The 24,775-nt window shown below is 55.8% G+C and carries 24 protein-coding genes; 14 read left to right on the plus strand and 10 right to left on the minus strand.

What is annotated here, in order from left to right:
• The first annotated feature begins 2 nt into the window (after nucleotides 1–2).
• The gene (locus J9777_RS02095) at nucleotides 3–344 is read left to right on the plus strand and encodes a hypothetical protein (protein ID WP_209347139.1); all 342 of its coding nucleotides are present in this window, start codon (nucleotides 3–5) and stop codon (nucleotides 342–344) included.
• Nucleotides 345–351: 7 nt separating this feature from the next.
• Here the strand turns inward: J9777_RS02095 and J9777_RS02100 are convergent, their stop codons facing one another.
• Nucleotides 352–768 (minus strand): DUF2147 domain-containing protein, encoded by a 417-nt coding sequence (locus tag J9777_RS02100; RefSeq protein ID WP_209347140.1) that lies wholly within the window; start codon nucleotides 766–768, stop codon nucleotides 352–354.
• Between the two features lie 102 nt (nucleotides 769–870).
• Between J9777_RS02100 and J9777_RS02105 the strand changes: the two genes are divergently transcribed.
• The 8 genes from J9777_RS02105 (at nucleotide 871) to J9777_RS02140 (ending at nucleotide 8,062) form a co-directional block, all read left to right on the plus strand.
• Entirely contained in the window at nucleotides 871–2,079 is a 1,209-nt protein-coding gene (locus J9777_RS02105; protein ID WP_209347141.1) for a parallel beta-helix domain-containing protein, read from the plus strand.
• On the plus strand, nucleotides 2,076–3,107 hold the full coding sequence (locus J9777_RS02110) for an SO2930 family diheme c-type cytochrome (protein WP_209347142.1): 1,032 nt from the start codon (nucleotides 2,076–2,078) through the stop codon (nucleotides 3,105–3,107). The genes J9777_RS02105 and J9777_RS02110 overlap by 4 nt, the downstream gene beginning before the upstream one ends.
• A 197-nt stretch (nucleotides 3,108–3,304) precedes the next feature.
• Nucleotides 3,305–4,273, plus strand: a complete 969-nt coding sequence (locus J9777_RS02115; protein ID WP_209347143.1) for an alpha/beta hydrolase — start codon at nucleotides 3,305–3,307, stop codon at nucleotides 4,271–4,273.
• Between the two features lie 60 nt (nucleotides 4,274–4,333).
• A complete protein-coding gene (locus J9777_RS02120; RefSeq protein WP_280842169.1) occupies nucleotides 4,334–5,074 on the plus strand; it encodes an amino acid racemase in 741 nt (246 codons plus the stop codon).
• Nucleotides 5,075–5,134: 60 nt separating this feature from the next.
• The gene (locus J9777_RS02125) at nucleotides 5,135–6,295 is read left to right on the plus strand and encodes a deoxyguanosinetriphosphate triphosphohydrolase (RefSeq protein ID WP_209347145.1); all 1,161 of its coding nucleotides are present in this window, start codon (nucleotides 5,135–5,137) and stop codon (nucleotides 6,293–6,295) included.
• Complete coding sequence (locus J9777_RS02130; protein ID WP_209347146.1) at nucleotides 6,288–6,980, plus strand: NAD(P)H-binding protein; 693 nt, start codon at nucleotides 6,288–6,290, stop codon at nucleotides 6,978–6,980. Before J9777_RS02125 ends, J9777_RS02130 begins: the two co-directional genes overlap by 8 nt.
• A gap of 14 nt (nucleotides 6,981–6,994) precedes the next feature.
• A complete protein-coding gene (locus J9777_RS02135) occupies nucleotides 6,995–7,462 on the plus strand; it encodes an ABA4-like family protein (RefSeq protein ID WP_209347147.1) in 468 nt (155 codons plus the stop codon).
• Between the two features lie 12 nt (nucleotides 7,463–7,474).
• Entirely contained in the window at nucleotides 7,475–8,062 is a 588-nt protein-coding gene (locus tag J9777_RS02140; RefSeq protein WP_209347148.1) for a DUF938 domain-containing protein, read from the plus strand.
• 61 nt (nucleotides 8,063–8,123) lie between these two features.
• On the opposite strand, the gene J9777_RS02145 is transcribed toward J9777_RS02140, so the two are convergent.
• Complete coding sequence (locus tag J9777_RS02145; RefSeq protein ID WP_209347149.1) at nucleotides 8,124–8,255, minus strand: entericidin A/B family lipoprotein; 132 nt, start codon at nucleotides 8,253–8,255, stop codon at nucleotides 8,124–8,126.
• Between the two features lie 76 nt (nucleotides 8,256–8,331).
• A complete protein-coding gene (locus J9777_RS02150; RefSeq protein WP_209347150.1) occupies nucleotides 8,332–9,237 on the minus strand; it encodes a DMT family transporter in 906 nt (301 codons plus the stop codon).
• Between the two features lie 86 nt (nucleotides 9,238–9,323).
• Here J9777_RS02150 and J9777_RS02155 point away from each other — a divergent pair, with 86 nt between their 5' ends.
• Nucleotides 9,324–9,569 (plus strand): hypothetical protein, encoded by a 246-nt coding sequence (locus tag J9777_RS02155; protein WP_209347151.1) that lies wholly within the window; start codon nucleotides 9,324–9,326, stop codon nucleotides 9,567–9,569.
• Between the two features lie 128 nt (nucleotides 9,570–9,697).
• Here J9777_RS02155 and J9777_RS02160 read toward each other — a convergent pair whose 3' ends face one another.
• A complete protein-coding gene (locus J9777_RS02160) occupies nucleotides 9,698–11,239 on the minus strand; it encodes an ATPase, T2SS/T4P/T4SS family (protein WP_209347152.1) in 1,542 nt (513 codons plus the stop codon).
• A 180-nt stretch (nucleotides 11,240–11,419) separates the two neighbouring features.
• Here J9777_RS02160 and J9777_RS02165 point away from each other — a divergent pair, with 180 nt between their 5' ends.
• Nucleotides 11,420–12,256 (plus strand): glycosyltransferase, encoded by an 837-nt coding sequence (locus J9777_RS02165; protein WP_209347153.1) that lies wholly within the window; start codon nucleotides 11,420–11,422, stop codon nucleotides 12,254–12,256.
• Here J9777_RS02165 and J9777_RS02170 read toward each other — a convergent pair.
• Complete coding sequence (locus tag J9777_RS02170; protein WP_209347154.1) at nucleotides 12,253–13,278, minus strand: glycosyltransferase family 2 protein; 1,026 nt, start codon at nucleotides 13,276–13,278, stop codon at nucleotides 12,253–12,255. The genes J9777_RS02165 and J9777_RS02170 overlap by 4 nt on opposite strands.
• A 15-nt stretch (nucleotides 13,279–13,293) precedes the next feature.
• Here J9777_RS02170 and J9777_RS02175 point away from each other — a divergent pair, with 15 nt between their 5' ends.
• Nucleotides 13,294–14,196 carry a glycosyltransferase family 2 protein gene (locus J9777_RS02175; protein ID WP_209347155.1) on the plus strand — a complete coding sequence of 301 codons (903 nt, stop codon included), beginning with the start codon at nucleotides 13,294–13,296 and terminating at the stop codon, nucleotides 14,194–14,196.
• Between the two features lie 3 nt (nucleotides 14,197–14,199).
• On the opposite strand, the gene J9777_RS02180 is transcribed toward J9777_RS02175, so the two are convergent.
• The 5 genes from J9777_RS02180 to J9777_RS02200 are packed head-to-tail and all read right to left on the minus strand — an operon-like array spanning nucleotide 14,200 to nucleotide 20,177.
• The gene (locus tag J9777_RS02180; protein WP_209347156.1) at nucleotides 14,200–15,102 is read right to left on the minus strand and encodes a sulfotransferase domain-containing protein; all 903 of its coding nucleotides are present in this window, start codon (nucleotides 15,100–15,102) and stop codon (nucleotides 14,200–14,202) included.
• Complete coding sequence (locus tag J9777_RS02185) at nucleotides 15,099–16,430, minus strand: oligosaccharide flippase family protein (RefSeq protein ID WP_209347157.1); 1,332 nt, start codon at nucleotides 16,428–16,430, stop codon at nucleotides 15,099–15,101. Before J9777_RS02185 ends, J9777_RS02180 begins: the two co-directional genes overlap by 4 nt.
• Nucleotides 16,427–17,494, minus strand: a complete 1,068-nt coding sequence (locus J9777_RS02190; RefSeq protein WP_209347158.1) for a glycosyltransferase family 4 protein — start codon at nucleotides 17,492–17,494, stop codon at nucleotides 16,427–16,429. The genes J9777_RS02185 and J9777_RS02190 overlap by 4 nt, the downstream gene beginning before the upstream one ends.
• Nucleotides 17,494–19,113, minus strand: a complete 1,620-nt coding sequence (locus tag J9777_RS02195) for a hypothetical protein (RefSeq protein ID WP_209347159.1) — start codon at nucleotides 19,111–19,113, stop codon at nucleotides 17,494–17,496. The genes J9777_RS02190 and J9777_RS02195 overlap by 1 nt, the downstream gene beginning before the upstream one ends.
• Nucleotides 19,114–19,151: 38 nt before the next feature.
• Entirely contained in the window at nucleotides 19,152–20,177 is a 1,026-nt protein-coding gene (locus J9777_RS02200; RefSeq protein WP_209347160.1) for a glycosyltransferase family 2 protein, read from the minus strand.
• A 261-nt stretch (nucleotides 20,178–20,438) separates the two neighbouring features.
• On the opposite strand from J9777_RS02200, the gene glmS reads away from it, so the two are divergent.
• Nucleotides 20,439–22,262, plus strand: a complete 1,824-nt coding sequence (gene glmS, locus J9777_RS02205; RefSeq protein ID WP_209347161.1) for a glutamine--fructose-6-phosphate transaminase (isomerizing) — start codon at nucleotides 20,439–20,441, stop codon at nucleotides 22,260–22,262.
• A gap of 148 nt (nucleotides 22,263–22,410) precedes the next feature.
• Nucleotides 22,411–24,762 (plus strand): EAL domain-containing protein, encoded by a 2,352-nt coding sequence (locus tag J9777_RS02210; protein ID WP_209347162.1) that lies wholly within the window; start codon nucleotides 22,411–22,413, stop codon nucleotides 24,760–24,762.
• Nucleotides 24,763–24,775: the final 13 nt, after the last annotated feature.

The raw sequence follows: 24,775 nt of genomic DNA on the forward strand, positions 1-24,775 counted from the left end.
ACATGAAAAAGCTGCTCATCTTTCTTGCTTTGGTCGCAGGTGTCGTCGCGTTCGCGATCAGCACGGGCGGTGTGGATGAGGTTGTCGAATGGCGCGTTGAAACCGCGCTGATGGATGCTGGCCTTTCCGAGAAACGGGCAACCTGCATGGCTGCGCGCATGACGGACCGGCTGACGGTGACCCAGTTACTCAAACTGCGCGACGGCATGGCCCCGCGTGAAGGCGAGCCGGAAAGCCCCAAAAACATTGGTGACTATATCAAGCGCGTGCGCCGGATTGGCGATGCAGAAGTCGTGGCGGTTACAGTTAGCTCAGCTGGCTTGTGCAAGCTGGGGATCGGCTAAGTCAATTTCAGTATTTGGTGAAGTTCACCGTCTTACAGAACACAACCACGCAGCCTTTGACCTTCAGAGTGCTGCCGCTCCGCCAAACCTGCGCGTTGAAGCTACGGCCATCTTCAGGGCTATAGCCGTTGCCTTTGAACTTGGTGCCATCGGCTTTCAGGTTCCAGAAAATCGGTAGACCAAGCAATTTGCGTGAGCGCTTCGCTTTGTCCGGGTTTTCCGTGTCGCGTGCGCCTCCCGCTGGTTCCTTGACCAAAAACTTGGAGATTTTGCCGCAAATCGAGCTGCCGCATCTGTAAAACTGGATTACCGACTTTCCGTCATCGGTCTTCCAATTGCCCACAATAGAGGCGGGCGCTGCTTGTGCAGGCGCAGCAAAAGTAACCGCTGCGATTGCAGGCAGGATCAGTCGGGCAGGTGTCATGTTTGGCATCCTCTTTTTATAGCTCTCTATGGATACGTTGGAAACTGCGACTTGGTTTCATATCAATTTTGGCGCAGGGTGGGTTTCAAAGGGAGACGTAGAATGAATAAGCTGAACCGCATGTGTCTTGCCGCCGGTGCTTTGCTGCTGGCCGCGCAGCCTGCATGGGCCGAAACAATCACTATTGCGCCGGGAGATGGCGCGCAGGAACGATTGCAGGAAGCGCTTATTCTGGCCGAACCGGGTGACGAGATTGTCCTGGAAGCTGGCCGTTTCGCCCTGACTGACGGTCTCAGTCTGGATGTCGATGGTGTTACCGTGCGCGGTGCGGGCATGGATCAGACCGTGCTCGACTTCTCAAACCAGATGGGTGCGGGCGAGGGACTGCTGGTGACCAGCGATAATGTCGTGCTGCGCGAATTTGGCATGGAGAACTCCAAAGGCGACGGGATCAAATCCAAAGGCGCTGACAACATCGTTTATTACAAGCTCCGCGTTGAATGGACGCGCGGTCCGCATGAAGAAAACGGTGCCTACGCGATCTATCCGGTCGAGAGCGAGAACGTGCTGGTTGATAGCGTAACCACCATCGCCGCATCGGACGCAGGCATCTATGTCGGCCAATCGAAAAACATCATCGTCCGCAACTCGGTGGCAAAGTACAACGTCGCAGGAATCGAGATCGAAAACAGCTACGGTGCGGATGTCTATAACAACCTTGCGGTGAACAATACCGGCGGAATTCTGGTGTTCGATCTGCCCGACATTCCGCAGCAGGGCGGGCGTGATGTGCGTGTGTTCGAGAACATTGTGGTCGACAACAACACCCGCAATTTCGCGCCGGAAGGCAATATCGTGGCCAGCGTGCCGTCGGGCATGGGCGTGATGGTGATGAGCCATTTCAACGTGGAGGTTTTCGGTAACGTTTTCGCAGAAAATGCGACCGGCAATGTTCTGATCACTGCCTATCCTAACGAGACCGAGGATGCGGATTACAACCCGCTGCCCGTCAATATTCTGGTGAAAGACAATATTCAGGGCCGCGCCGGATACAAACCGGCAATGCGCGGTGGCGAGATGCTGGCAGCGGCGTTCGGCGGGACTATCCCGCCGGTGACGCATGACGGCAATGGCAGTGATATTGTGGTGCAGGATGGTGTGCCGGTGCTGTCACTCGGCTTTACCAAGCCTGCACAGCCGTTCACTGAGGCGCAGCCTAGCGTCGTTGATCTTTCGGGCGATGCCGACAAGCCACTGATGCTTAAGCCGATTGTACTGCCCGAGGCGATGGAGGCCGTCGTCAAGCAATGAAGCGGCTTAGCCTCGCCATTCTTGGTGCTGCGGCGCTTTCCGCAGGCTCGGCGATCGCGGTTCAAGCGACTGCCATCGAAGTGACGGTCGTCAATGATACGGCAGTCCTCGAAACGCGGATGCCGCGCGCGCTTTCGGACTATGGCTTTTTTACCGATGCTGCAGGGCAGATTCCCAGTGCCAATGTCACGCCGTACCGGCTGAACACGCCGCTCTACACGGATAGCGCCAGCAAACTACGTTTCGCCTATGTGCCAAAGGGCAAGCAGGCGGTGGCCGATGGAGAAGGGCTGCTGAAGTTCCCTGTCGGCAGCGCGCTGATCAAGACGTTCGCTTATGGCGAGGGCGAAGACCGGCGCTTGATTGAAACCCGCGTTTTGCTGCATCGCGCCGATGGCTGGCTAGCGCTACCCTACAAATGGAATGACGAGCAGACCGAGGCGAAGTTGGCATTGGTTGGTGCTCGGCTCGATGTCGATACGCCCGAGCACGGTACGATTAGCTACCGCGTGCCCAACAAGAACCAGTGCAAGCAGTGCCACAGCATTGACGATACTGTCGTACCGATTGGTCCGAAAGCGCGGAACCTGTCGAGCGACTGGATGGCGGCAATGGTCAAGGCTGGCCATGTCGATGCGATGCCGCAGGGCACTGGCGCGCTGCCGGTTTGGGAGCATCGTCAGGAAGCGGATCTGAACGATACGGCCCGGGCCTATCTCGATGTGAATTGCGCGCATTGTCACCAGCCGCAAGGCAAGGCCTCGAACTCCGGCCTCGATCTGCGATGGGAGCAGGATGATCCGACATCTGTGGGTATTCGCAAACGCCCTGTTGCCGCTGGACGCGGTTCGGGCGGCTTGAACTTCTCGATTGTACCCGGGGATTCCTCGCGCTCTATCATGGTACACCGGATGGGCAGCGATAATCCCGGCGTCGCGATGCCAGAACTCGGTAAGACCACCGTCGACAAGGATGGAGTCGACGTTATCACGCGCTGGATTGATGCGATGCCGGAGAAGACGTTCTGACCCGGCGTTGCGCGGGACATGCTGTCCTACAGGTGCTCGGGACTGCTAACTTCGGCGAATGATAACAGGATCTGACATTGGACGAGAATTGCGGGCGAGAATGATCATCGATTGAGCGCTTGAATTTCTCACTTTGGACCCTGTTCCATGTGTTCCATCGTGTAGGGTTTCGCCGGTGAATATGAAGGATAATTGAAATGAAATGGCTTCTCCGAATCGTCGGGATTATCCTCGCGCTGCTGGTCATCGCGTTTTTGTTCCTGCGCACGCCAGATACCGATCCCGCAGAGATGCGCGCCAAATATGGCGGCGAGCCATCGCAATTTGTTGAGATGGCCGATGGGCTGACAGTCCATCTGCGCGACGAGGGGCCGAGAGATGCTCCGGTCATTATGCTGCTCCATGGCTCGAACGCGGACATTCATACGTGGCAGCCGTGGGCAGAAGCGCTCAAGCAAGATTATCGCGTCGTCCGGTTCGACCAGATTGGCCATGGACTGACCGGACCAGCGAAAGACGATAATTATGCGCTCGAAGCTTTCGTTGCGGACATCAACGATGTTGCGGATGCGCTTGAGATTGAGAAATTCGTGCTTGCTGGAAATTCTATGGGCGGCGCAATTTCAATGGGTTATGCGCTGGAGCATCCAGAGCGCCTGAACGGTTTGATACTGGTTGACGCAGGCGGTGCCGATATCAAACGCGAAGGTGGCGGGAACTTGCTGTTCACGCTCGCTGCGATGCCCGGAATCAACAAGGTTATGGGCCAGATAACGCCGCGCTCAATGGTGGAAACAAGCCTGTCCCAAAGCGTTTTCAATCAGGATATTGTCACCGATGAGGCGATTGATCGGTACTGGGAGCTGGGTCGCTATCCGGGCAACCGTCAGGCTACGCTCAAGCGTTTCTCCACGCCGCGGCAGGCATTTGATGAGGACAAAATCCGTGCCACTACCGTGCCAACACTCGTGATGTGGGGTGAGGAGGACTCGCTGATCCCATACGAGGCAGCGGGCTGGTATATGGACCGTCTGCCCAATGCGACCTTGGCCAATTATGGAGAAATTGGTCACATGCCGATGGAAGAAGCGCCCGTTCGCAGTGCGATGGATGTCAGAAATTTCATGGAAAATCTGACAGCAACCACCGAAGTTGGTGCTGAGTAGGGGTTAACGCAGCCCTATAGACGCGGGCCGATCTCCTGCATAAGCTGCGGCGTCGCGATCATGCTCGCGGGGTTTAAGCAGGGACGTTCGTTAGTGCGCAAATTGGGATTGATTGGTGGGATGAGCTGGGTCTCTACCCGGACATATTTTGAACAAATCAACCGGCTTGTCCAGCGCCGGACTACGCCTCGAACGACCGCGCCATTGCTGATGGAAAGCCTCGACTTTGCTTCGTTGCATGCGCTGAAGGATGATGCCGATTGGGATGCGGCGACCCAGCACCTGATCGCATCTGCCAAGCGGATGGAACAAGCAGGTGCAGAGGGTCTCGTGATATGCGCAAACTCGATGCACAAGGACTTTGCGGCGATTTCCGAGGCAGTCGATATTCCGATCCTTCATGCGGGCGACTGCATTGGCGCGAAGGTTGCAAAGGCAGGCAAAACCAACGTCGCGCTGATCGGCCGCCGCAACGTTATGACAGAGAGCTTCTTCCGCCAACGGATTGTTGCGCATGGGGTTGATTTGATGTCGCCCGAGATGGCCAATGTCGAGCTGATCGATAAGATCATCTATGAAGAGTTGATGGCCGGCAAAGCTAGCCGCGATGCGGAACGGCTGTTCAAAACGATTATTACGCAAAAGGAGCAACGCGGCGCTACTGCGATCATCCTAGCCTGCACCGAGCTGGAACTGGTGGTCGATATCAACGCCAATGTCCTGCCGATCTTCGACTCGGCTGGCATCCATTGTGAGGCGGCGGTGGATTGGATATTCGGTAAAGAAGAACAGGACGATTGATCTGTTGCCAGATTGTTCCCGTTGTCGGTTGGCACCGCTTTCTCTAAGCCGCGCTCACCGATGACACGCGCCCCATATGCCGCTGACCCGACCGCTTCGCGCGGCCGTGAATTCCCCGAAAACAGAGGTGGCACGCGTGGTCCGCGCAGTGAATTCCAGCGCGACCGCGACCGGATTATCCATTCGATCTCCTTCCGCCGTCTGCGTAGCAAAACGCAGGTGTTTATTGCGCCTGATGGTGACCACTATCGCACGCGTCTGACCCATAGTCTGGAAGTCGCACAGATCGGCCGTGTGATCGCGCGGACACTGGGTCTGGACGAAGATCTGACCGAGGCGCTGTGCCTCGCGCATGATATCGGCCATCCGCCATTCGGGCATGCGGGGGAGAAAGCTCTATCACTGGCGATGGAGAAACATGGCGGGTTCGACCACAACGCGCAATCACTGCGCACGCTGATGCGGCTCGAAAGCCCCTATTGCGACCATGAGGGGCTAAATCTGACTTGGGAACTGCTCGAAGGGCTGGCCAAGCATAACGGCCCGGTCGAGGAACCCGGTTGGGCGCTATCCGAGCTTGATGCCGACTACCCGCTTGCATTGCGCAAATATCCATCACTGGAGGCGCAGGTCGCAGCGATCGCGGATGATATCGCTTACGACAATCACGACATTGATGATGGGTTGCGTGCCGGCTTCATCGATCTGGATGAGCTGCTCACAATCGATTTCGTCGCCGACCAGTGGCGAATGGTCGAAAACCGCTTCCCCGGCGCGCAAAGAGAGCGTCAGTTGCGCGAGTTGGTCCGTGGGCAAATCGGGCTGATGGTCAATGATGTGATTGAACATACGCGCAATGCGATGGGCGGTATCGAAACGCTGAATAATGTGCACGAGGCCGGGCAGGTGCTCGCGACCTTCTCGCCCAGCTTTGCCCAGGCGGAAAGGAAGCTGAAGAACTTCATGTATGAGAAGCTCTATTACCATCCTGAGCAGCTTTCGACGGCGGAGAAAGCGCGCGATGTCGTGTCGCGGATATACGCCGCTTACGAGCAGGATGCTTCGCTTCTACCACGCGATTGGTACGCGACTTTGCCCGAAAGCGAACCTGCTCGCAGCCGTCACGTTGCGGACTATATCGCTGGTATGACTGACCGCTACGCCATCGATCAATGCGCCAAGATTTATGGTTCGGCACCCGATGGGTTGAGCAATGTCTGACCCTGTGAAGATTGCGATTGTCGGGGCTACCGGCCTGATTGGCCGCACGATTATCGAGCAGGCCACCGGACGTGAGGATGTACGTATTATCGGCGTTGCCCGCCGCGAAATGAAGTTGCCGAAGGGCGTGCGGATGGAGCTGATGCTTGCCGATCCTAGCCAGTGGGGAGAAGTGATCGGGCAAATCAAACCGGACGTTCTGGTCAGCGCTTTGGGCACAACGTGGAACAAATCTGGCAAGAGCGAAGAAGCCTTTCGCGCGGTTGATGAGCACCTAGTTCTCGATACTGCCAAGGCCGCGCATGATCACGGTGTGAAACGGATTATCGCGATAAGTTCGATTGGGGCGGATACCGGATCGAAGAGCTTCTATCTCCGCGTCAAAGGCGAGGTCGAGCGCGATCTACTCAAGATTGGCTTTGACCGTGTTGATATCTTCCGGCCGGGCCTATTGCGCGGGGAGCGCAGCAATGATCGCCGGGCAGCGGAGAGGCTGGGTATCTTGCTTAGTCCGCTGACCGATCTGCTGTTGCACGGAAAATACCGTAAATACCGCTCGACCTCGGTGAAGGACGTGGCTGATGCTGCACTGGCGCTGTCGATGCGCAAAGCGGCAGGCAAGTTCAAACATGACAATGATGCAATTTTGCGGGCGGCCCATAGCCTCCCGCAGTTGCAGGGGTAGCACAGGGGAAAGCCATGTGGGATTTTGTATTCAAGTCGGCAAATTTTCTGGCGATGCTGGCGTGGTTTGTACTGATCCTGTTGCCGCGTAAGCCAATCACACTAAGCGCGGTAATGTATCTGGGCGTCGCGCTCCTCTGCCTAGTGTATTCCGTTAGCATGATCTCGATCATCGGCGGTTTTGTTGATCCGGTCGGACCGGATGACGCGCAGGGTGGCTTCACCAGTATTGAAGGCGTGCGCGCATTGTTCGCATCCGATGGTGGCCTGACAGTGGGCTGGGTTCACTATCTTGCGTTCGATCTGTTTGTCGGCCTTTGGATAGCACGCGATGCCGATGCGAAATATTTCTCGCGGGTATTGCAGGCACCTATCCTGTTGCTCACCTTCATGCTCGGCCCGATTGGCTTGCTCTTGTGGCTTATTATCCGTGAAGGTCGTGCGCGGACTTTCGGCTGGAAACGCAACCGCATCAATGTGTGATCGAGCACTTCGATGAAGCGTCACGCTCCTGCGACATTGCGCAATCGAGAGGCGATTGCTGACGTGCTTGGCTGTGAACTTCCGCCTCGAGGAACGGTGTTGGAAGTTGCCAGCGGCTCTGGTGAGCACGTGATATATCTAGCCGAGCGGTTCCCTGATCTGATCTGGCAACCCAGTGACTACGAAGACGATGCATTGGCATCAATCTCCGCTTGGTCTGTCGAAGCCAAGTTGACCAACATCCTTCCGCCAATTGAGTTGGACGCATCGATCGTTTGGAAAGAGATGAGTTGCGAGGCGATTTTGTGCTGCAACATGATCCATATCAGTCCGTGGGCGGCAACTGCTGGCCTGTTTCGCAACGCTGGACATGTCCTAACAGAAGGGGGTTCCTTGATTACATACGGCCCTTACATTGAGGACAATGTACTGACCGCCCCGTCCAATCTCGACTTTGATCGAAGTTTGAAAACGCGCGATCCGGAGTGGGGCCTGCGGAATGTTGCCGAACTGGATGCTTTAGCGGATGAGCATGGGCTTAGCCGTATCGCTCGCCATGCGATGCCGGCCAACAATTTGCTTCTCGTATACCGCAGGTAGAGCAACGCCCGCCCGGTTGATCGGACGGGCGAAACCCTGCGACCCTTGCGGGTGTTACTGATTAATTGATGGCATCCTCACCGGTTTGACCGACTGATTGGATGTCTTCGCCAAGGCCTTTTACCGTATTGCACGCCGTCGCAGTGAGCGACATTGCGGCGATACCGATGGCTATAAATACCTTGCGGGTCATGATCTCTACTCCAAAATTCTGCGCGCAAGTTGCGCTCGCATGTGAAGTAAAAACGCGGGGAGTGGTTTGCGGTTCCCTAAGCTTCGGTCGGGGCGGGCGTCTGTTTCGACAATACCCTCTGGCGCCATGCGACGAGTAGCCCTGAAGCTATGATGAGTGGAGCGCCGATTGCCAGCGTAGCCGGCGGGACGCGCTCGAAGATGAAATAACCGAACAATGTCGCCCAGATCAACGATGTGTAGTCCATGATGATGATCGTGGCAGCCGAACCGAAGCGCAGACTGGTGGTAAGTAGCATTTGCGCAGTCGCGCCGCACAAAGCCATCGCGAGGATAATCAGCCACGTTGTCTGATCATGGGCGCTGGCGACAAATGGCATGGCGAGGGCAGCAAGCGGTGCGGTGAGTGCAGTGAACCAGAACACAATCGCCCAAGGGCTCTCGGTCGTGTTCAAGTCTTGGATTTGGATAGAGATCAAAGCGACCAAGAAGGCAGCAATCAATCCCACAACTGTACCTGCCGGATTGAGCATATCGCCGCCTGGCTGCATCACGATCAGCACGCCGGCGAAGCCCAAAGCAATTGCTGCGCCGCGGTAGAAGCCGATCTTCTCACGGAACAACACCATAGACAGGATCACTGCCCACATAGGCGTTGTGAAGCTCAGCGTCGTGGCCTCTGCCAAAGGAAGCAGGACAATCGCGCCATAGACAAAAACCATGCCGGTAATGCCGTATACGGCGCGGCGGATATGCGCTGATAGGCGTTGGGTTTTAACAGTCGCGATCTTACCGATCAGCAGCAGAAAGCCACCAACCAACAGGACTGTTAGAGCTTGCCGCCAGAATATAAGCTCAAGCAAATGCGCACCGCGCTGTTCGGCCAGCTTCAGCAACGCCCCCATTGTCGCAAGCGTCAGCGCCGTTAGCAGGCGCACACCCAAAGCCAACATTGGGCGCGGAGAAGCAACGGAACCGTCCATTGCGCGGCCTTAGGGCAAGTAGAGTGCCGATCAACCGCACTTCTCCTATTGAGAAGCATAGTCCACGCTCCCATATGGCGCAGGCTATGTCATGGGCTGATCAGATCGAACGATTTTGGACGTTTGCCAGCGAGGCGGAGATTGTCGGCCTTTGGGGGCTGGCGCTGATCGGCGTTGCGATTTTTGCGCTGTTCGCCGAGAAACGCCGCAACAAAGTCGCGCGGATCGACCGGATCGGCTGGGTTCCGTGGACGAGTGTATTTATGTTCAGCGCGATGATCGGCGCAGGGTTGATCGCCCTCGCAGTGAAGGGAATATTCAGCGGCGAGTAGTCGCGGTTAGATACCAGACTAATTCCGATGCTGTTGGGCATCGCAAGCGCGACCGAGCGCCTGAGCTTATACCAGGTAGCCAAGCAACGCGGATGCGCCGCGGCCCGGCGACTGAGCTGCGGGTCTCTTTAGAGACACGCCTCCAAATACGCTTGATCGAAACCGAACTGACGCGATTTCTCGAGTGTATAAGGACGTAGGCCCGACGCGCGATATTCGCCGATGATCTTACCGTCATCATCCTCGTCCAGATATTCGAACTTGAACAATTCCTGCGTAACGATCACGTCGCCTTCCATCCCGATCACCTCAGTGATGTTGGTTGTACGGCGCGAGCCATCGCGAAGACGTTTCACCTGCACAATGATGTCGACCGATTCGGCAATCTGGCGTGAAATGGCTTCTTTTGGGATCTTGATGTCACCCATCAAAATCATGTTTTCCATACGGCCAAGACACTCGCGAGGAGAGTTGGCGTGAAGCGTACACATGGAGCCATCGTGGCCCGTGTTCATCGCGGCGAGAAGATCGAAACATTCTGCACCACGAATCTCACCCAGAATAATCCGGTCAGGACGCATACGCAGGGCGTTTTTAACAAGGTCGCCGATGGTAATCGCCCCTTGGCCTTCAAGGTTAGGTGGGCGTGTTTCGAGTGGAAGCCAGTGTGGCTGTTGCAGACGAAGCTCGGCAGCATCCTCAATCGTCAGAACGCGTTCACCCGGGTCGATCATTTTCGAAAGGGCGTTGAGCATGGTTGTTTTACCCGAACCCGTACCGCCCGAGATAACGACATTCATCCGGCATGCACCCGCGATTTTCAGCGCGGTGGCCATTTTGTCGCTCATCGAGCCAAACTCTTTGAGCATGTCGATCGTAATCGGTTTCTCGGAGAATTTACGAATTGAGATCGCAGTGCCTTTGAGCGACAGCGGTGGAACGATGACGTTCACACGCGAACCGTCTTTCAAGCGGGCATCGGCAAGCGGTGTGGTTTGGTCGACGCGGCGGCCAACCTGGTTCACGATACGTTGAGCGATTTGGAACAGATGGTTCTCATCGCGGAAGCGGATCGGTGCCTGCACCAGTTTACCGCTTTTCTCGATATATGTTTGGTCAGGGCCGTTGACCATAATATCCGAGATATCAGGATCGTTCAGTAGTTCTTCGAGAGGACCAAAACCGAGCAATTCGTCGATCAGGACTTTCTCGAGAGCAAACTGCTCACGGCGGTTCAGCGTGACCTTAAGCTCGGCCAGCACTTCCATGATGATTGGGCGGAACTCTTCGGACAGTTCTTCCTTGGTCAGCGTTGCCGCTGCCTCTGGATCAACCCGTTCAAGCAGGCGCGGAAGCACTTGCTCCTTGATCTTGTGAACGCTGGCTTCGAAACCGCCAACTTCTGCGTTGCCTTCCATTACCGCATTGGCGCGGTCGGCAAGGCGAGTCATTGCATCATTTTTGTTCGGCTGCCCGCTTGGTGCCGGCTCTGCAGGCGCGGTTGGATCTTCGCCTGGTAGAGGCGGGAATTGTTCACCGCCCGGAGGTGGAACATCTTCCTTTGCAGGCGCGGCGCTTTCGCCGCCCTTCATCGGGCGGGCTACGCCGAAAGAGGGACGTGCGCCGGGTTTCATCCCGCTTGGTCCATTCTTACGTCCGAAAGCGCTCATCGTCGCGTCCCCTCTATGCAGCCCATTGGTTTGGAGCCGCGAAATTCATTGTTCAGCGCTGGACCAAGAGACCCAAGCACCTGTGATCAGAAATGGTGAATAGGGCGGAAACCTTATTTTTTCCTAAAGCCTTGCGAGGTTCTTGCGGTTATTGGCTAAAAAATTGCTAAGAGGATCCCGATGAGTTCCGACAAACCGCGCGCTGTAACGCTTACATTGACTCGTTTTGCTGAGCCTGATTCCTTGGTGCGCCAATCCCTGGCGCATGCACTTGCGCAAGAGGGTGTAAGCGGTGAGGTCGTTTTTGTTGAGCAGCAAGTCGATTCCGCAATCACTGCTGACGATTTTCCGGGCGCGAAACTGGAATTGCGGATTGTCAGAAGAAAACTCGCTGGCTTATCTGCGGCGCGCAACTTGGCACTTGATGAAGCACGACACGGCTTGATCATGTTCCTTGATGCTGATGCGCTTGCTGCACCTGACTACGCGGCTCAATTGGCGGCAAAACTTGTAAATGACGATGTTGCGGTTGCCGGCGCACGCATCGTCCCGCAATGGCCGGGAAATCCACCTGCTTTGGCCAAGGCACGCGCAGTATATGACCAATATTCATTGCTCGATCTTGGAGGTTCCACGCAGCCCTATCACCGTGTGGTTGGAGCGGGTTTCGGCGTCGATATGGGCAAGTTGCCGCGTGACTTTCGTTTTGATGAGAATTTGGGTCGGCGAGACGGGCGGTTATTCGGCGGCGAAGAGAGCGATTTTACGACTAGGGCACGCGCGCTCGGATATCGTTCGCTGTATGTCGGCAGTGCAGTTGTTACCCATCTGATAGAGCCGGAACGTACCGGGCTCGGCTGGATTGCAAAGCGGCTGGTCTATGCCGGCCATGGCCGCGCGAAAATGGGCGGAGCACCATCGCCGGGTGGGAAACGGACCAATGCTGATTGGTTACTCGCGCCGCTTTATGTACCGCCTTACGCAATCGGATGGTTGTGGGGTAAATTTTCTGGCTAGATGCTGCGCTGTGAGAGGATGTTCCTTAACCTCGCAAAACGCTTTGCCAACGGGAGAAGATGATGCGGAGCGCGGCAGACGAATTGCAGCGGTAGTGCCTTTGCAAATGCTTCGGCCAGAATACCGGCGGCACGTTCTTTGATGGCAGGATTGCCACCTTTTCCCAGATCGTATGCGATCGCATTGTCGAGCCCGCACAGTGCCTGTCGGAATCGCGCAGTGGTTGCCTCTTCTCGCCGATAAAATACATCCAGAAGAGCAGCCAAATCATCGGTGATATTCGCTGGATAATGGCGGCCGATTGCGGCACTTGCGATTGCGTGCGCGAAATGGCGTTGGCGATCCAGTTTGGTAGAGGTAATGTTGGTGGCATGCATCCGGTACTGGATTAGTATTCCGCTAAGCGATGCGCCCAGACCTGAAGAAGCCAATGCGGCGGCCAGCCCGTAATCGCCTGCGATTGGTAAATTCTCATCATATCTAACCGGAGTGCCATCGGGCATTCGTGCACGGAAGCAAAAGCAATGGATCATTGGCATCCGGATCCGTGCAACAAATGCACATGTGTTGAAATCCATCGCATTATGCCGTGTGTATCTCGGCGATCCATCAGCCTCGATTGATCGATAACCGCCGCCGACTATCAGGCAGTCGGGGTGCGCGTTGAGAAAATCGAATTGGCGCTGTAGCATATCGGGCTGTGCGATATCGTCGCCATCCAAACGTGCGATAAGCGGCGCGCGTGCATATTGCAGGCCTTTATTCGCGCTGGGGTAGGGACCAAGGTTTTCAGTGTTCCGGATCACGCGAACCCGGTCATCACGTTGCATGTAGTCTGCCAGCACAGCTTCGGTTGAATCTGTCGAACAATCATCGACCACGATCAGCTCGAGATCGGACATAGTTTGCTGCAGGATACTATCCACGGCCTCGACAAGATAACTGCCGCCGTTGAAAACCGTCATTAGTACAGTGATTTTAGGGACAGGTTCGGGCATCTTTATCCGGATAAAGTTGGACATCTGCAGGAGCGCTTTGTGACATCGCCACTATGGTCGATAATTCTAGCATCGCGCAATGGCGCAGACACTTTACCGCGCTGTTTGTCCGCACTTGTTGAAGCGATACGGATTGACCCGAGCGTTGAGGTGCTACTGGTAGATAATGCGAGCACCGATGCAACGCCTGACATCATGCAGGAGTATTGCGCGGCGCTGGATGCTCAGATTCTGTCCGAATCGCGTCCGGGCAAGGCTTATGCACTGAACTCTGCGATAGAGAGTGCGGCGGGCGATTGGTTGGTTTTCATCGATGATGATATTCTGGTCGGCCCAGGGTGGTTAGAAGCGTATCGACGTGGTGCCGAACACTCACCGGTAGCATCCTTACTCGCTGGGCAATTAAGACCGGATTGGGTTGGAAATCCTCCCGAATGGCTGGTTGCCATGGCGAATATCGGAAAAGCATGCGGGTGCACCAACCCTGAAGCGCCTTATGGCCCTTACTCGGCGCTTGACGTCAAAGGTGGAAATTTTGCCATCCGGCGAAGCGCGCTGGGAGCAGTCAGATTTGATGAGAAATCTTCCAATCTGGGCGCAACCAAAACAAAAGTCACTGGCGGACTCGACACTAAAATCGCGCTACAAATGGCACCCGTCGATGGAGGTATTCTACATGTACCCGCCGGGACAGGGCGCCACATAATCAGTGAAGATGAAATGCGCCTTAAATGGGCCTTCAAGCGGCAAATGCGGATAGGACGCAACTTTGCGGCAGCAAATCCCTCTAGTGTCGTCGGTATTATCAAAGCTGTTTCGAAGACGGTGATATTCGCGTTGATCGCACCATTGGCAATATTGTTTAGGCAGCATTTATTCGCAGGCAGATGTATTTTGGGACTGGCTACAAACCTTGGTCGACTTGATCGTTGGTTTGGTTAAAAACTATTGTTTCCAATGTGATAAATCACGTTGTAGAAAACTTTCGAGCCACAGGACATCGTTGGCGTGACGTTCAACGAGCATAGCACGGCATCCATCATCCATTGGCGGATTTGCGGCTTCGGCAATATTTTTCTGCCGTAGCCATGATCTGATTCGGTACCGTGTCTCAGGCTTGAAAAGTGGCCTAGTGAACTTCCCGATCCATCCTGGTGGATAGGAGGCAAGATCTTGCATCATGCGCGATCGCGCGCGCTTGGCACCGTTCTTGGTCGCGAGATTAGTTGAAGCGGCTATTGAAGGATCAAGTCCAAGCCACTTGTATGTTTCGCGTAGACATCCTTCAGCGTCTGATTTCAAATCATCAAGCAGAATAACGCGCACATTGTTTCGGCCGAATTGAGCGACGAACCGCTGGACATTCTCACGCATGGCATAGACGCGCGAATAGAGCAGATTTTCGGGAAATCCGCGGCGCAGTGGTTGGGGATTGGCCGCGCGGGGGAATTCTGCTTCAAGCGATTTTTGGAAGTCGTCCAAGGTCTCAGCGCCGTTGAAGCGGAGTTGATGAAACATTGAGTGCACTGCCTCTGCGGGATGACGGAGAGCGATAATTATCTTTGAGTCAGGCGACTTTGCAGCAATTTCGACCGGCGCCTCTTTCGCATAGAAATAGTGCGTAGACCCATCGAGTGCGTATTGCTCATCTGTGCGTCTCTCATAAGCGGAGAGGTAGTCCTGCTCGCTATACCGCCCAGATCCGGAGGTCAGATCAGAACCGAAGTAAACCGGCTCCTTCAACTGCGGCGCGTAAATACTGGGATGCTGTGCAAGCCAGTCATAAAATGACGTTGTCCCGCATTTTGGAGCGCCAGCAAGGTAGAGATTGGGGAACGGTGTACTCATGCTCTTTGCTTTTTGCCCGTAATGAACTGTAATAACGAGGGATCGAAACCCAACGCACGTCGGACCGCTCCAAGCGAAATTATGTTCCAGACGACGAGCCCTGCCGCAACACCTATCGCTGCGCCGGCAGTGCCTTGATAAGGGATCAGTAACGCCGATATGCTCAAGGCTATGGTGACACCCGTGGCTTTGGCAATGGTGGCGATGCGTGTGTGACCAGTCATCGTCAGAAGGTAGCCAACCGGGCCGCAGGCTGTGTTGAAAATCTGCCCCGCACCCACGATCCACAACAAGGCGGCTACACTCACAAAATCCGCGCCGAAAATTTGCAATATCCATGTGCCAAGCCCGGCAAGGATGAGTGTCGCGAGGGTCGTCAAACCAGTTGTGGCGAGTGTGTAGACGCGCGTTACACCGATCAAGCGTGGCAGCTGCTGGGAATTCCAGAGCTCCGAAATGCGCGGGGCATAGCGCATGGCGGCGGCACTCGCAGGAAGGGCAATTATCGGCGTGAGGCGGGCAATCGGCTGGTATAGGCCAGCCTGCTCGGGCGACGCCAGCAAAGCCAACATCAGCGTGGCGAACTCACTCTGGACGATCGCGAGAAGCGACAGGCCGAAAAATGGTGCTGCTTTGCCAAGCCATCGTGGTTTGGCGAAATGGGCAACGACCGCACTACTGTGCGTTATAAGATGTATGCGCACCAACAAGGCAGCTGCGATCACGCCGCCGAAACCAGCGACGGCGAACAGAATGAGAAAAGCGGATGGCTCCAGCGGGGCAAAGGTCAATGAAAGGCCAATCAGCCCGATCAGTAGCAATGGACGCATGATTTCACCAGGCCATTGCGCGCCGGCGACATCGCCAAAACCCTGCGCGATCCCGCGCAGCAACTGGATAAATGCTAGCACCGGGATAATGGCTGCACCAATCAGAAGGACCGATCGATATTCAGGCCAAAAGCCCGCGATGGCGATGACGATCGTAGCTCCAACCGCGGACAGTAGTAGCACGAGAGCCGCCGCGCGGCGTGCGAACGGCACAAGCAGATGCGTCGCCTTGCTAGCCAGCCAACCGGCGATTTCACGGACTGCGAGCGACCCAAAGCCGAACAGAGCCAGCGTAGCCCCGATCTGCGCTGCAGAAAGGGCGACCGCGACCATGCCATATCCCTCCACACCAAGCAGGCGTGCGGCGATAACCGCTTGCGCAAAAGATAGCGCCAAACCAGTTACTTTGATCGCGACACTGACTATCGAAGCTTTTGCTACAGGACCTGATGCAAGCGTGCGCCCCTTGCGCGCGAGGTCGGATATCACGGATTTCATTGTTTTGTTCCGGCGAGCGACAGTACCGCAGGGGCCACGCGATCCCAGCTGAAGTGTTCGCGCGCAGCCGCTTGCGCTTCGTGACAGAATTCCGATCTTGCGTTTGGCGACAGTTTCGCAACGCCATCTATTGCATCAACCCACGCCGACGCCTCTCCGCAAGCGAGCAAGTGCCCCGTTTCGCCATCGATTACTGCATCACGCAGCCCGCCGTGATCGGCCGCGAGTACTATCCCACCAGCGGCAGCCGCTTCCGGAGCGACCAGACCGAACCCTTCATACTCGCCGTTCTCCGGTTCGATATTCGGCACGATAACGCACAGTGCCTTACTATATGCTAGGGCAAGTTGGTCGGGTTCGAGGCAACCGAGATAGTCGACTCGTGGATCGTCGATCACATGCGCTTCGCTTGCGTCCCAGCCGGTGCCGGCAATTTGCAATCGGATATCGGCGGGCAGGTGCGGCAGGACCTCACGAGTGAACCAGCCGCAACCTTTACGGTGAACCAAGCGACCGGCGAATAGAATATGGCCGTTATGCTCGTTGTTTTTAGGGGTTGGAAAATGCTGTGTTCCCAATGGTATAACGGCGGAATTGCGCCATCCGGTTTCGCTCGCAACCTGTGCAGTAGCTTGGGAGTTCGCTATGATTCTGGCGCGCGAAAGCAGGCGTGAACCCAACCGCAGATAGGCGCCATAAAGCCGCCCTTTGACACCGCCTCTGCGATGATAAGAAACGTCCGTACCATGTGCTGCAATTAGGACGGTGGTCGCTTTGCTTCTGAACACAAGCGGCAGGGCCAGCGGCCAGATGGCCATATCGCCCAATAGCAATGTCGAGGGCGTTGATTTTCTGCTCCAGTATCTTCGGAACACGGTGAGCGGGAACAGCAATAGGCCGAGCACGGAAGCCGGCATGCCGTTGCGCCTGCCTGGTAGTGCCACGAGGTCGATCGCCTGCAACTTCGCTAGGCCTTCTGCCAACTTGAGCGACCATGTCTCCATGCCGCCCATTGCAGGCGCCCATTTGCGCGTCACAAACAGAAAGTCGGCATCTGTACTCATCAGAAATACGTCCAGATCGGGCCCGGTGGCATGGGGGCCTCGGGCATAGTGACACCATCCGCCCACATGAGTTCAGCGTTGGTTGATCCGGCAGATGTGATTGAGGTGACGCCTCTATCAAGCGTAACCATCTGTCCTTCACGATATGTCTGCCCGTCAATTTGGATCGTGCCTTGCCGGACGTGATACTCGCCCGGCACGCGAACGGTCCAATTCCGGGTTTGACCCACAGGAAGTTCAATGCCCGCGAGCCAGAATGGGCCCCATGCGTGGATGAAGGTGTCGCGGATTGCGGCGGCGTCTTCGGCTAGAAATTCACCAGCCGGTTCATCGGTCGTGAGCAACCGTGTCCAAGCGCTATCATTTTCGACCACCAATGGGATTGTCTCTTTGGCCATCCCATCTCGATAAACGCGCTTCTCCGCCCACAGATATGATTCGATCCCCCAAGGGGTCATGAATCCGTTTTTCTTATCGAATCCAGCCAGCATAAAGTTGGCATCGAAATATCGGACGGGTTGATCAAACATTCTGTCAGCCGTTTCGATAAGCGCGATTTGGTTGGCTTTTGCCCGATGATCGACTGGCAAGAACTGGATCGGCAATACAATGGTCACTGCCGCGACGATCAATGCGGGACGGTATTTTTCGAGTGCGAGTTTCGCGACGGGCGCACAGGCCACGAAGACAGGCGGCAGAATGAACGCGTAAAAATACGGTGCAGTGTTGTGATAGAACAGGAACGTAGTAACTGGCAGCCACAATCCGATCAAAGCTATACGTTTGGCGGCAGCTGTGGCCTTCCAAGTGGAAGGTGCAAAGGCGATCAACAAAGCGCCGACGAACCCGGTTGTGATGGCTTTGGGTATGACGTTCCAGTAAGGCTGGATGCCTAATGAGAACATTTTTCTCGCAGCGCTTCTGCCCGCATTTCCCGTTTTGGTGACGTGATCAGCCTCTAGAGCGAGGCTGTGCAACCAGTAAAAGAACGCGCCAGCCACCGTGACGGCGGCGGCAACCGCTACAAGCCGTATGGCCGCTCGCGTATCATATCCTTCGTCGGCCCAACGTAACCACGCTAAGCCTGCGAACGCGGGGGCCCAAAGAATGCTCTTTATGGTGGTCAGGAACGCCAACGCTGTCAGGCAGCCAATCGCTATGATCCATAGTGTAGTCAGGCGTTTCCAAGCGAAGAGAGCCAGCGCACCCGACAAAAATGCCGCCGCCATTGGATCCGTGCGGAATGAGAATCCATGCATGAAGACGAACCCAAACGAAACATAGGCAAGAGCACATAGAAGTGCTGCATCTTGAGTGCTGAATCGCCGGGCCAGCGCGTAAATGGATCCCAGTGTTACCAGCTCAAACGCGAACATTACGTATCTCGCGATGATTATGTGATCGACCGAGACGCCCGGAAGCCAAGTGATCCAGCCGAACAGCCGAACATGCAATGTCTGGATTGCGCTTGTTAGAACGCCTTCTTGGGCGAACTGCCAGACCTGATGGTAGAAGAAAAACTCATCCCAGTTAACGGCGACGAGCGAGATCATGACTGCCTGCAGCACGATCGCTGCCGCCAATGCATAGCGGAGCATTTGGTTGGTAGAGAGTGGCACTCTCACCTTTTGAGGCTGTATGATCGCTTCGGTCATCGTTAGGTACCGGTCGCGGTTCTTTTGGAATCTTGCTCGTGTGAAGGGGTGTCGACCGGATCTTCCGCCGGCACAGACAGCATAACGATATGATCACGCAATTCGCGTGTTTCGGCTAGGTTGGTTTCGATCAGCTTGCGGTTCGACGCAACCAAATCGGCGAGCACTCCCATGATCGCGACCAGTGTCCCGAGCACCAGCAATGCGCCGCCTATGACGAGCGATTGGATATGACCGTCGCCAGCGCCGGTCGCGTAGAACCATATGAACCGCATAATCGGTGCGAGGCCGATCAACGCGATCAGAGCACCGCTACCGACGAACACGCGCAGCGGGTTGTGCGTGGTATAGGCTCGGGCAATTGTGATGCCGGTATTGATGATGAAGCGCGGGATCGATGTGAACAGGCGCGAAGGCCGCATTGTCTCGTTGGTGCGGATCGGCACACTCTTGATCGCAAGGCGCTTGCGGCCCGATTGGATCAACATATCGGTGGTGTAGCTGAAATCGGTGGTGATGTTGATTTGCTGTGCGGCGGCGCGTGTGATCGCACGGAATCCACTGACCGCATCGGTGATGTCGGTCCGCGATAGCCTGCGAACGACAGTGCTACCCAAGCGTTGCAGCAGACGTTTGAACGGGCCGAAATGGGCGTTGTTTGCGACACCGCGATCGCCGATGACCACGTCTGCTTCTCTGGCAACAACTGGTGCGACAAGTTTGGCGATGTCCTCACCGACATATTGGCCGTCGGCATCGGTGTTGACGATAATATCTGCACCGGCATCCAGTGCGGTGCGGATGCCGGTCCGAAATGCTGCGGCCAATCCGCGATTACGGCGATGGCGGACAATGTGATGCACACCCCAGCGTTTTGCGACTTCGGACGTACCATCATGGCTACCATCGTCGATCACCAGGATTTCGACAGTATCGATCCCGTCGATCCGGCGCGGAATCGCAGCCAGCGTTGCGGGCAGGTCCTCCGCCTCGTTAAAGCACGGTATCTGGACAATTAGCTTGGTCATTGGCTTAGTTTGGCCCCCAAATGCACGCAAAACCGCGCGCGTCGGAGTGATTTGGCAGCGAAGGCTTTAAGGAAGTGTAAACCACGTCCTGAAAGATTTTGGTCAATCCTGCGGCGCGGTGCGCGTCCGGAGAGCAGCAAAGCGTGCTTCGCAACCAATCAGCGATTGAAACATAGGCGATACGCGCTACACGAAATGCAAAGCTTTTGTGCGCAAAGCGCGCGCGAAATTTGAACAATTTAGAACGAAGGCACCACTCCAATGTGCGGAATTATTGGCATCGTCAGCACTCAGCCCGTTGCAGATCGTCTGGTCGATGGTCTTAAGCGGATGGAATATCGCGGGTATGACAGTGCGGGCGTGTGCACCATCAAGGACGATCAACTTGTTCGCCGCCGCGCCGAGGGTAAGCTTGGCAATCTTGTAGCAGAGCTTGGCGGTAATCCTGCTCCGGGCAATATTGGCATCGCGCATACGCGCTGGGCCACCCATGGGGCACCGACTGCGCACAATGCACACCCGCACGCCACAGACGAAGTAGCGCTGGTGCACAACGGCATCATCGAGAATTTCAAGCCGCTACGCGATGCGCTGCAAGCGAAGGGCCGGAAGCTCGAAAGCGAGACTGATACCGAAGCGGTCGCGCATATGATTTCGGAAGAAGTCGAGAATGGCGCGAGCCCGGAAGATGCGGTGAAGACCGTGTTGCCGCAATTGCGTGGGGCGTTTGCGCTGGCAATCGCGTTCCGCCAAAATCCCGATATGCTGATCGGCGCTCGGCTCGGGTCACCTTTGGTTGTCGGTTATGGTGACGGTGAAATGTTCCTTGGGTCCGATGCGCTGGCATTGGCTCCGTTGACGCAGAAAATCGCCTATCTTGAAGAGGGCGATTGGGTGGTCATCACGCGGGACAGTGCGACCATATATGATCAAGAAAACAATGTAGTAGAACGCGAAGTTACCACATCCGGTGCGTCGGCTGCGGCGATCGAGAAGGGCAATTATCGCCACTACATGCAGAAAGAGATTTTTGAGCAACCTACCGTAGTTGCGCAAACTCTCAGCAGCTATGTCCGCCAGGCAGATGAGACGGTTGCATTGCCGCAAATCGATTTCGATCTGTCCAAGATTAACCGCATCACAATCGTGGCCTGCGGCACTTCCTATTACGCGGCGATGGTCGCAAAATACTGGTTTGAGCAATTTGCCCGTGTCCCAGTCGACTTGGATTTCGCCAGCGAGTTTCGATATCGCGATCCGGTTTTGGAGGAGGGCGGGTTGGCCCTGTTTATCTCCCAGTCTGGCGAAACCGCTGACACGCTCGCCGCTCTGCGGCATTGCAAAGCGAATGGCCAGACAATCGGCGTTGTCGTCAATGTTCCGACCAGTTCCATGGCGCGCGAAGCGGATCTGTTGTTGCCAACCCATGCCGGGCCCGAAATTGGCGTGGCGTCGACGAAAGCGTTCACTTGCCAGCTAGCCGTCCTTGCCGCGCTGGCCGCGCATATGGCGGTCAAGAAAGGCAAGATGGACCGTGCGGAGGAGCAAGACGTCGTCCACCATTTGCTCGAGGCGCCTGCCGCACTCAATGCTGCGCTCGATCATGACGAAGATATCGCCAGCATGGCGCATCTGATCGCCCCGGCGCGCGATGTACTCTACCTTGGCCGAGGTCCTGACTTCCCATTGGCACTTGAGGGTGCGCTAAAGCTCAAGGAAATCAGCTATATTCACGCAGAAGGATATGCATCGGGTGAAATGAAGCACGGACCGATCGCGTTGATTGATGAAGAGGTTCCTGTGATTGTTTTGGCTCCGTCTGGGCCGTTGTTTGAAAAGACCGTTTCCAACATGCACGAAGTCCGCGCGCGTGGCGGTCAGGTCGTTCTCATTTCCGACCGCGAAGGTCTGGAAGAAGCCGGGGAAGGCTGCATCGCAACCATCGAAATGCCCAAAGTGCACCCGCTCATCGCACCGCTCGTTTACGCGGTTCCGGTGCAGTTGTTGGCGTATCACGTTGCCTGCGTGAAAGGGACCGATGTCGACCAGCCGCGGAACTTGGCTAAGTCCGTAACGGTTGAGTAACTGGTAGATTGCTCTGTTAGGCTGGAAAATTTCGTTTCAACCTGCTGTAAATAAGAGATATAATCTCTGAACTGGCACGTAGGGCATGGATCAATTTTCGTTGGCACGCTTTACTGTGCGATAACCTTTTTTGGTTACCGACACTCGCGTGAGTGAGAACCAATCCAGTCTGCCGGTATTACCCGAGCGCCTTCCGGCACTCGCTGTGCTAGGGCTTAGCAGCCCTGGCGAGGCTGATTGGGCACGTCTGCGCGGACTGCAATACTCACGGTTGTCCGAAAATGTGCTGATGCGGTTGCTCTCTCAAGCCATCGTCGCGATTATGGTGGTCTGGCTATATCTCGATGTCGTCGGACTACCGGTGATGGGCGCGTGGCTCGCGGTTCTGCTTTGTGCAACCGTGTATATCACGCAATGTGACAAGGCATTTGCCGGCGCGGACAATCGAAAGCTCACGCAAGAGGAATTCCGGAGACGGATCGTTGCCATTACGATTATGGGCCTGACGTGGGCGGTTCCGCTTCTATTTTTTGCCGTCCAAGGCACGCTGGTCGAACTCCTTACACTCTGGATTACGCTATCGGCGTTGATTGTCGGGTTGGTGTTGGTGGTTGCAGCCGCACCGCTCGGCTCGGTTATCTTCGCGATACTGACTGGTCTAGCGGCAGCGATCTCGGCAGCGATCTTCGGTGCTTACGAGACCTCTGTGATCATTGTCGTTACGATTGCAATTATTTGCCAAGGCACTGTGGAGTCGGCGCGCACATATCTCACCGCGCGGATCGCTCAGGACGGCATGGCAGAGAAGAGCGAAGTTGTTTCACTGCTTCTGCGCGAGTTCGAAGAGAACCAAGCCGATTGGCTGTGGCAGGTTGATACGAACAAACGTATCCGCTCGGTTTCACCGCGTTTCGCTTTTGCATTGGGCAAACAGCTTGAGGAGATCGAAGGTAAGTCGTTCCTCCAAATACTTGCCGGTGATGCATGGGAAAGCGGAGAGTTCTCGCCCAGTCTTCATGAGTTGGCTGATAGGCTCAAGGAGAAAGAGAACTTCTCCAACCTGATTATCAAGGTTGAGATAAATGCCGAGCAGCGTTGGTGGGAACTATCAGGCACACCGATGGTCGATGATTACGGAGTCTATGTCGGATTCCGTGGTGTCGGATCTGATGTAACCGAACAACGCGAATCGAGCGAGAAGATCGCTTATCTTGCGCGTTATGACACTCTGACGGGACTACCCAACCGGCTGATGCTCAACGAAGCACTGCGCGATGCGATGCGCTATGCGAAGCAATGGCGTACACGCTGTGCATTCCTGATGCTCGACCTCGACCGGTTTAAAGCGGTCAACGATTCACTGGGGCACCAGGTCGGTGACAAGATGCTTGCTAAAGTATCCGGACGGTTGACCGAACTGATGGGCGACAACGCCATGTGCGGCCGCCTTGGCGGTGATGAGTTCGGGATCGTAATCCGCGATGCATCGACCAAAGGCAGCGTGGATGCGTTGGCGCGGCGCATTATCGCCAGCCTGTCGAAGCCGTATGATATCGACGGCAACACACTTTATGTGGGTGCCAGCGTCGGCTCTGCTGTTGGGCCGCGTGATGGTAAAACCGTTGAAGAAATCATGCGCAATTCAGACCTCGCTCTCTACCGTGCGAAGGATGAAGGCGGCGGTGCGCATTGCCAGTACGAGCCAACATTACACGTCCATGCCGAAGAACGGCGCAAGCTGGAAGCTTCGCTACGGCACGCGCTTGATCGCAATGAAATGTCGCTCAATTTCCAGCCGGTTGTTGATGCGAATGACGAGACCGTTGTCAGCTTTGAGGCACTGGTCCGGTGGAACAGTCAAGAGCATGGTTTTGTGGGTCCGGACAAGTTCATTCCGCTGGCCGAGGATACCCGCCTGATCATTCCGATTGGTACGTGGGTGATGGAGCAAGCCTGTATCGAAGCCTGCAATTGGCCCTCACATGTCCGGATTGCCGTGAATGTTTCGGGCGAACAGCTGATCGAGCCCGATTTTGCTTCGACCGTCATTCGTGCGCTGTCCAATAGCGGACTGGAGGCGCACCGGCTTGAGATCGAAGTGACTGAAAGCATCTTCCTGCGCGATGCGAATATCGCGCGCGCTGCGTTGGAGCAGGTGATCGCGCTCGGTTGCACGGTTGCGTTGGATGACTTCGGTACTGGATACTCATCGCTAGGGTATTTGCGGAAACTGAGCTTCTCTACCATCAAAGTGGATCGTAGCTTCGTTCAGGGCGCGGTGCAGGGCAGCGCTGAGAGCCTAGCGATCATTAATGCTGTTGTTGCCATGGCCGAGAGCCTCGAGATGTCGACTACGGCTGAAGGCGTTGAGAACGCTGAAGAAGCAGAATTTATCCGCAAGCTCGGCTGTAAGAAAATCCAGGGCTACTACTTCGGGCGGCCTATGCCAGCCAGCGAAGCGCGCCAGGTGTTTGTCCGCGAAGGCCTACGCCGCGCTTAGTTGGTCTGTTCGC

It is taken from the genome of Pontixanthobacter sp. CEM42, from assembly GCF_017812015.1.
GTDB lineage: Bacteria > Pseudomonadota > Alphaproteobacteria > Sphingomonadales > Sphingomonadaceae > Pontixanthobacter.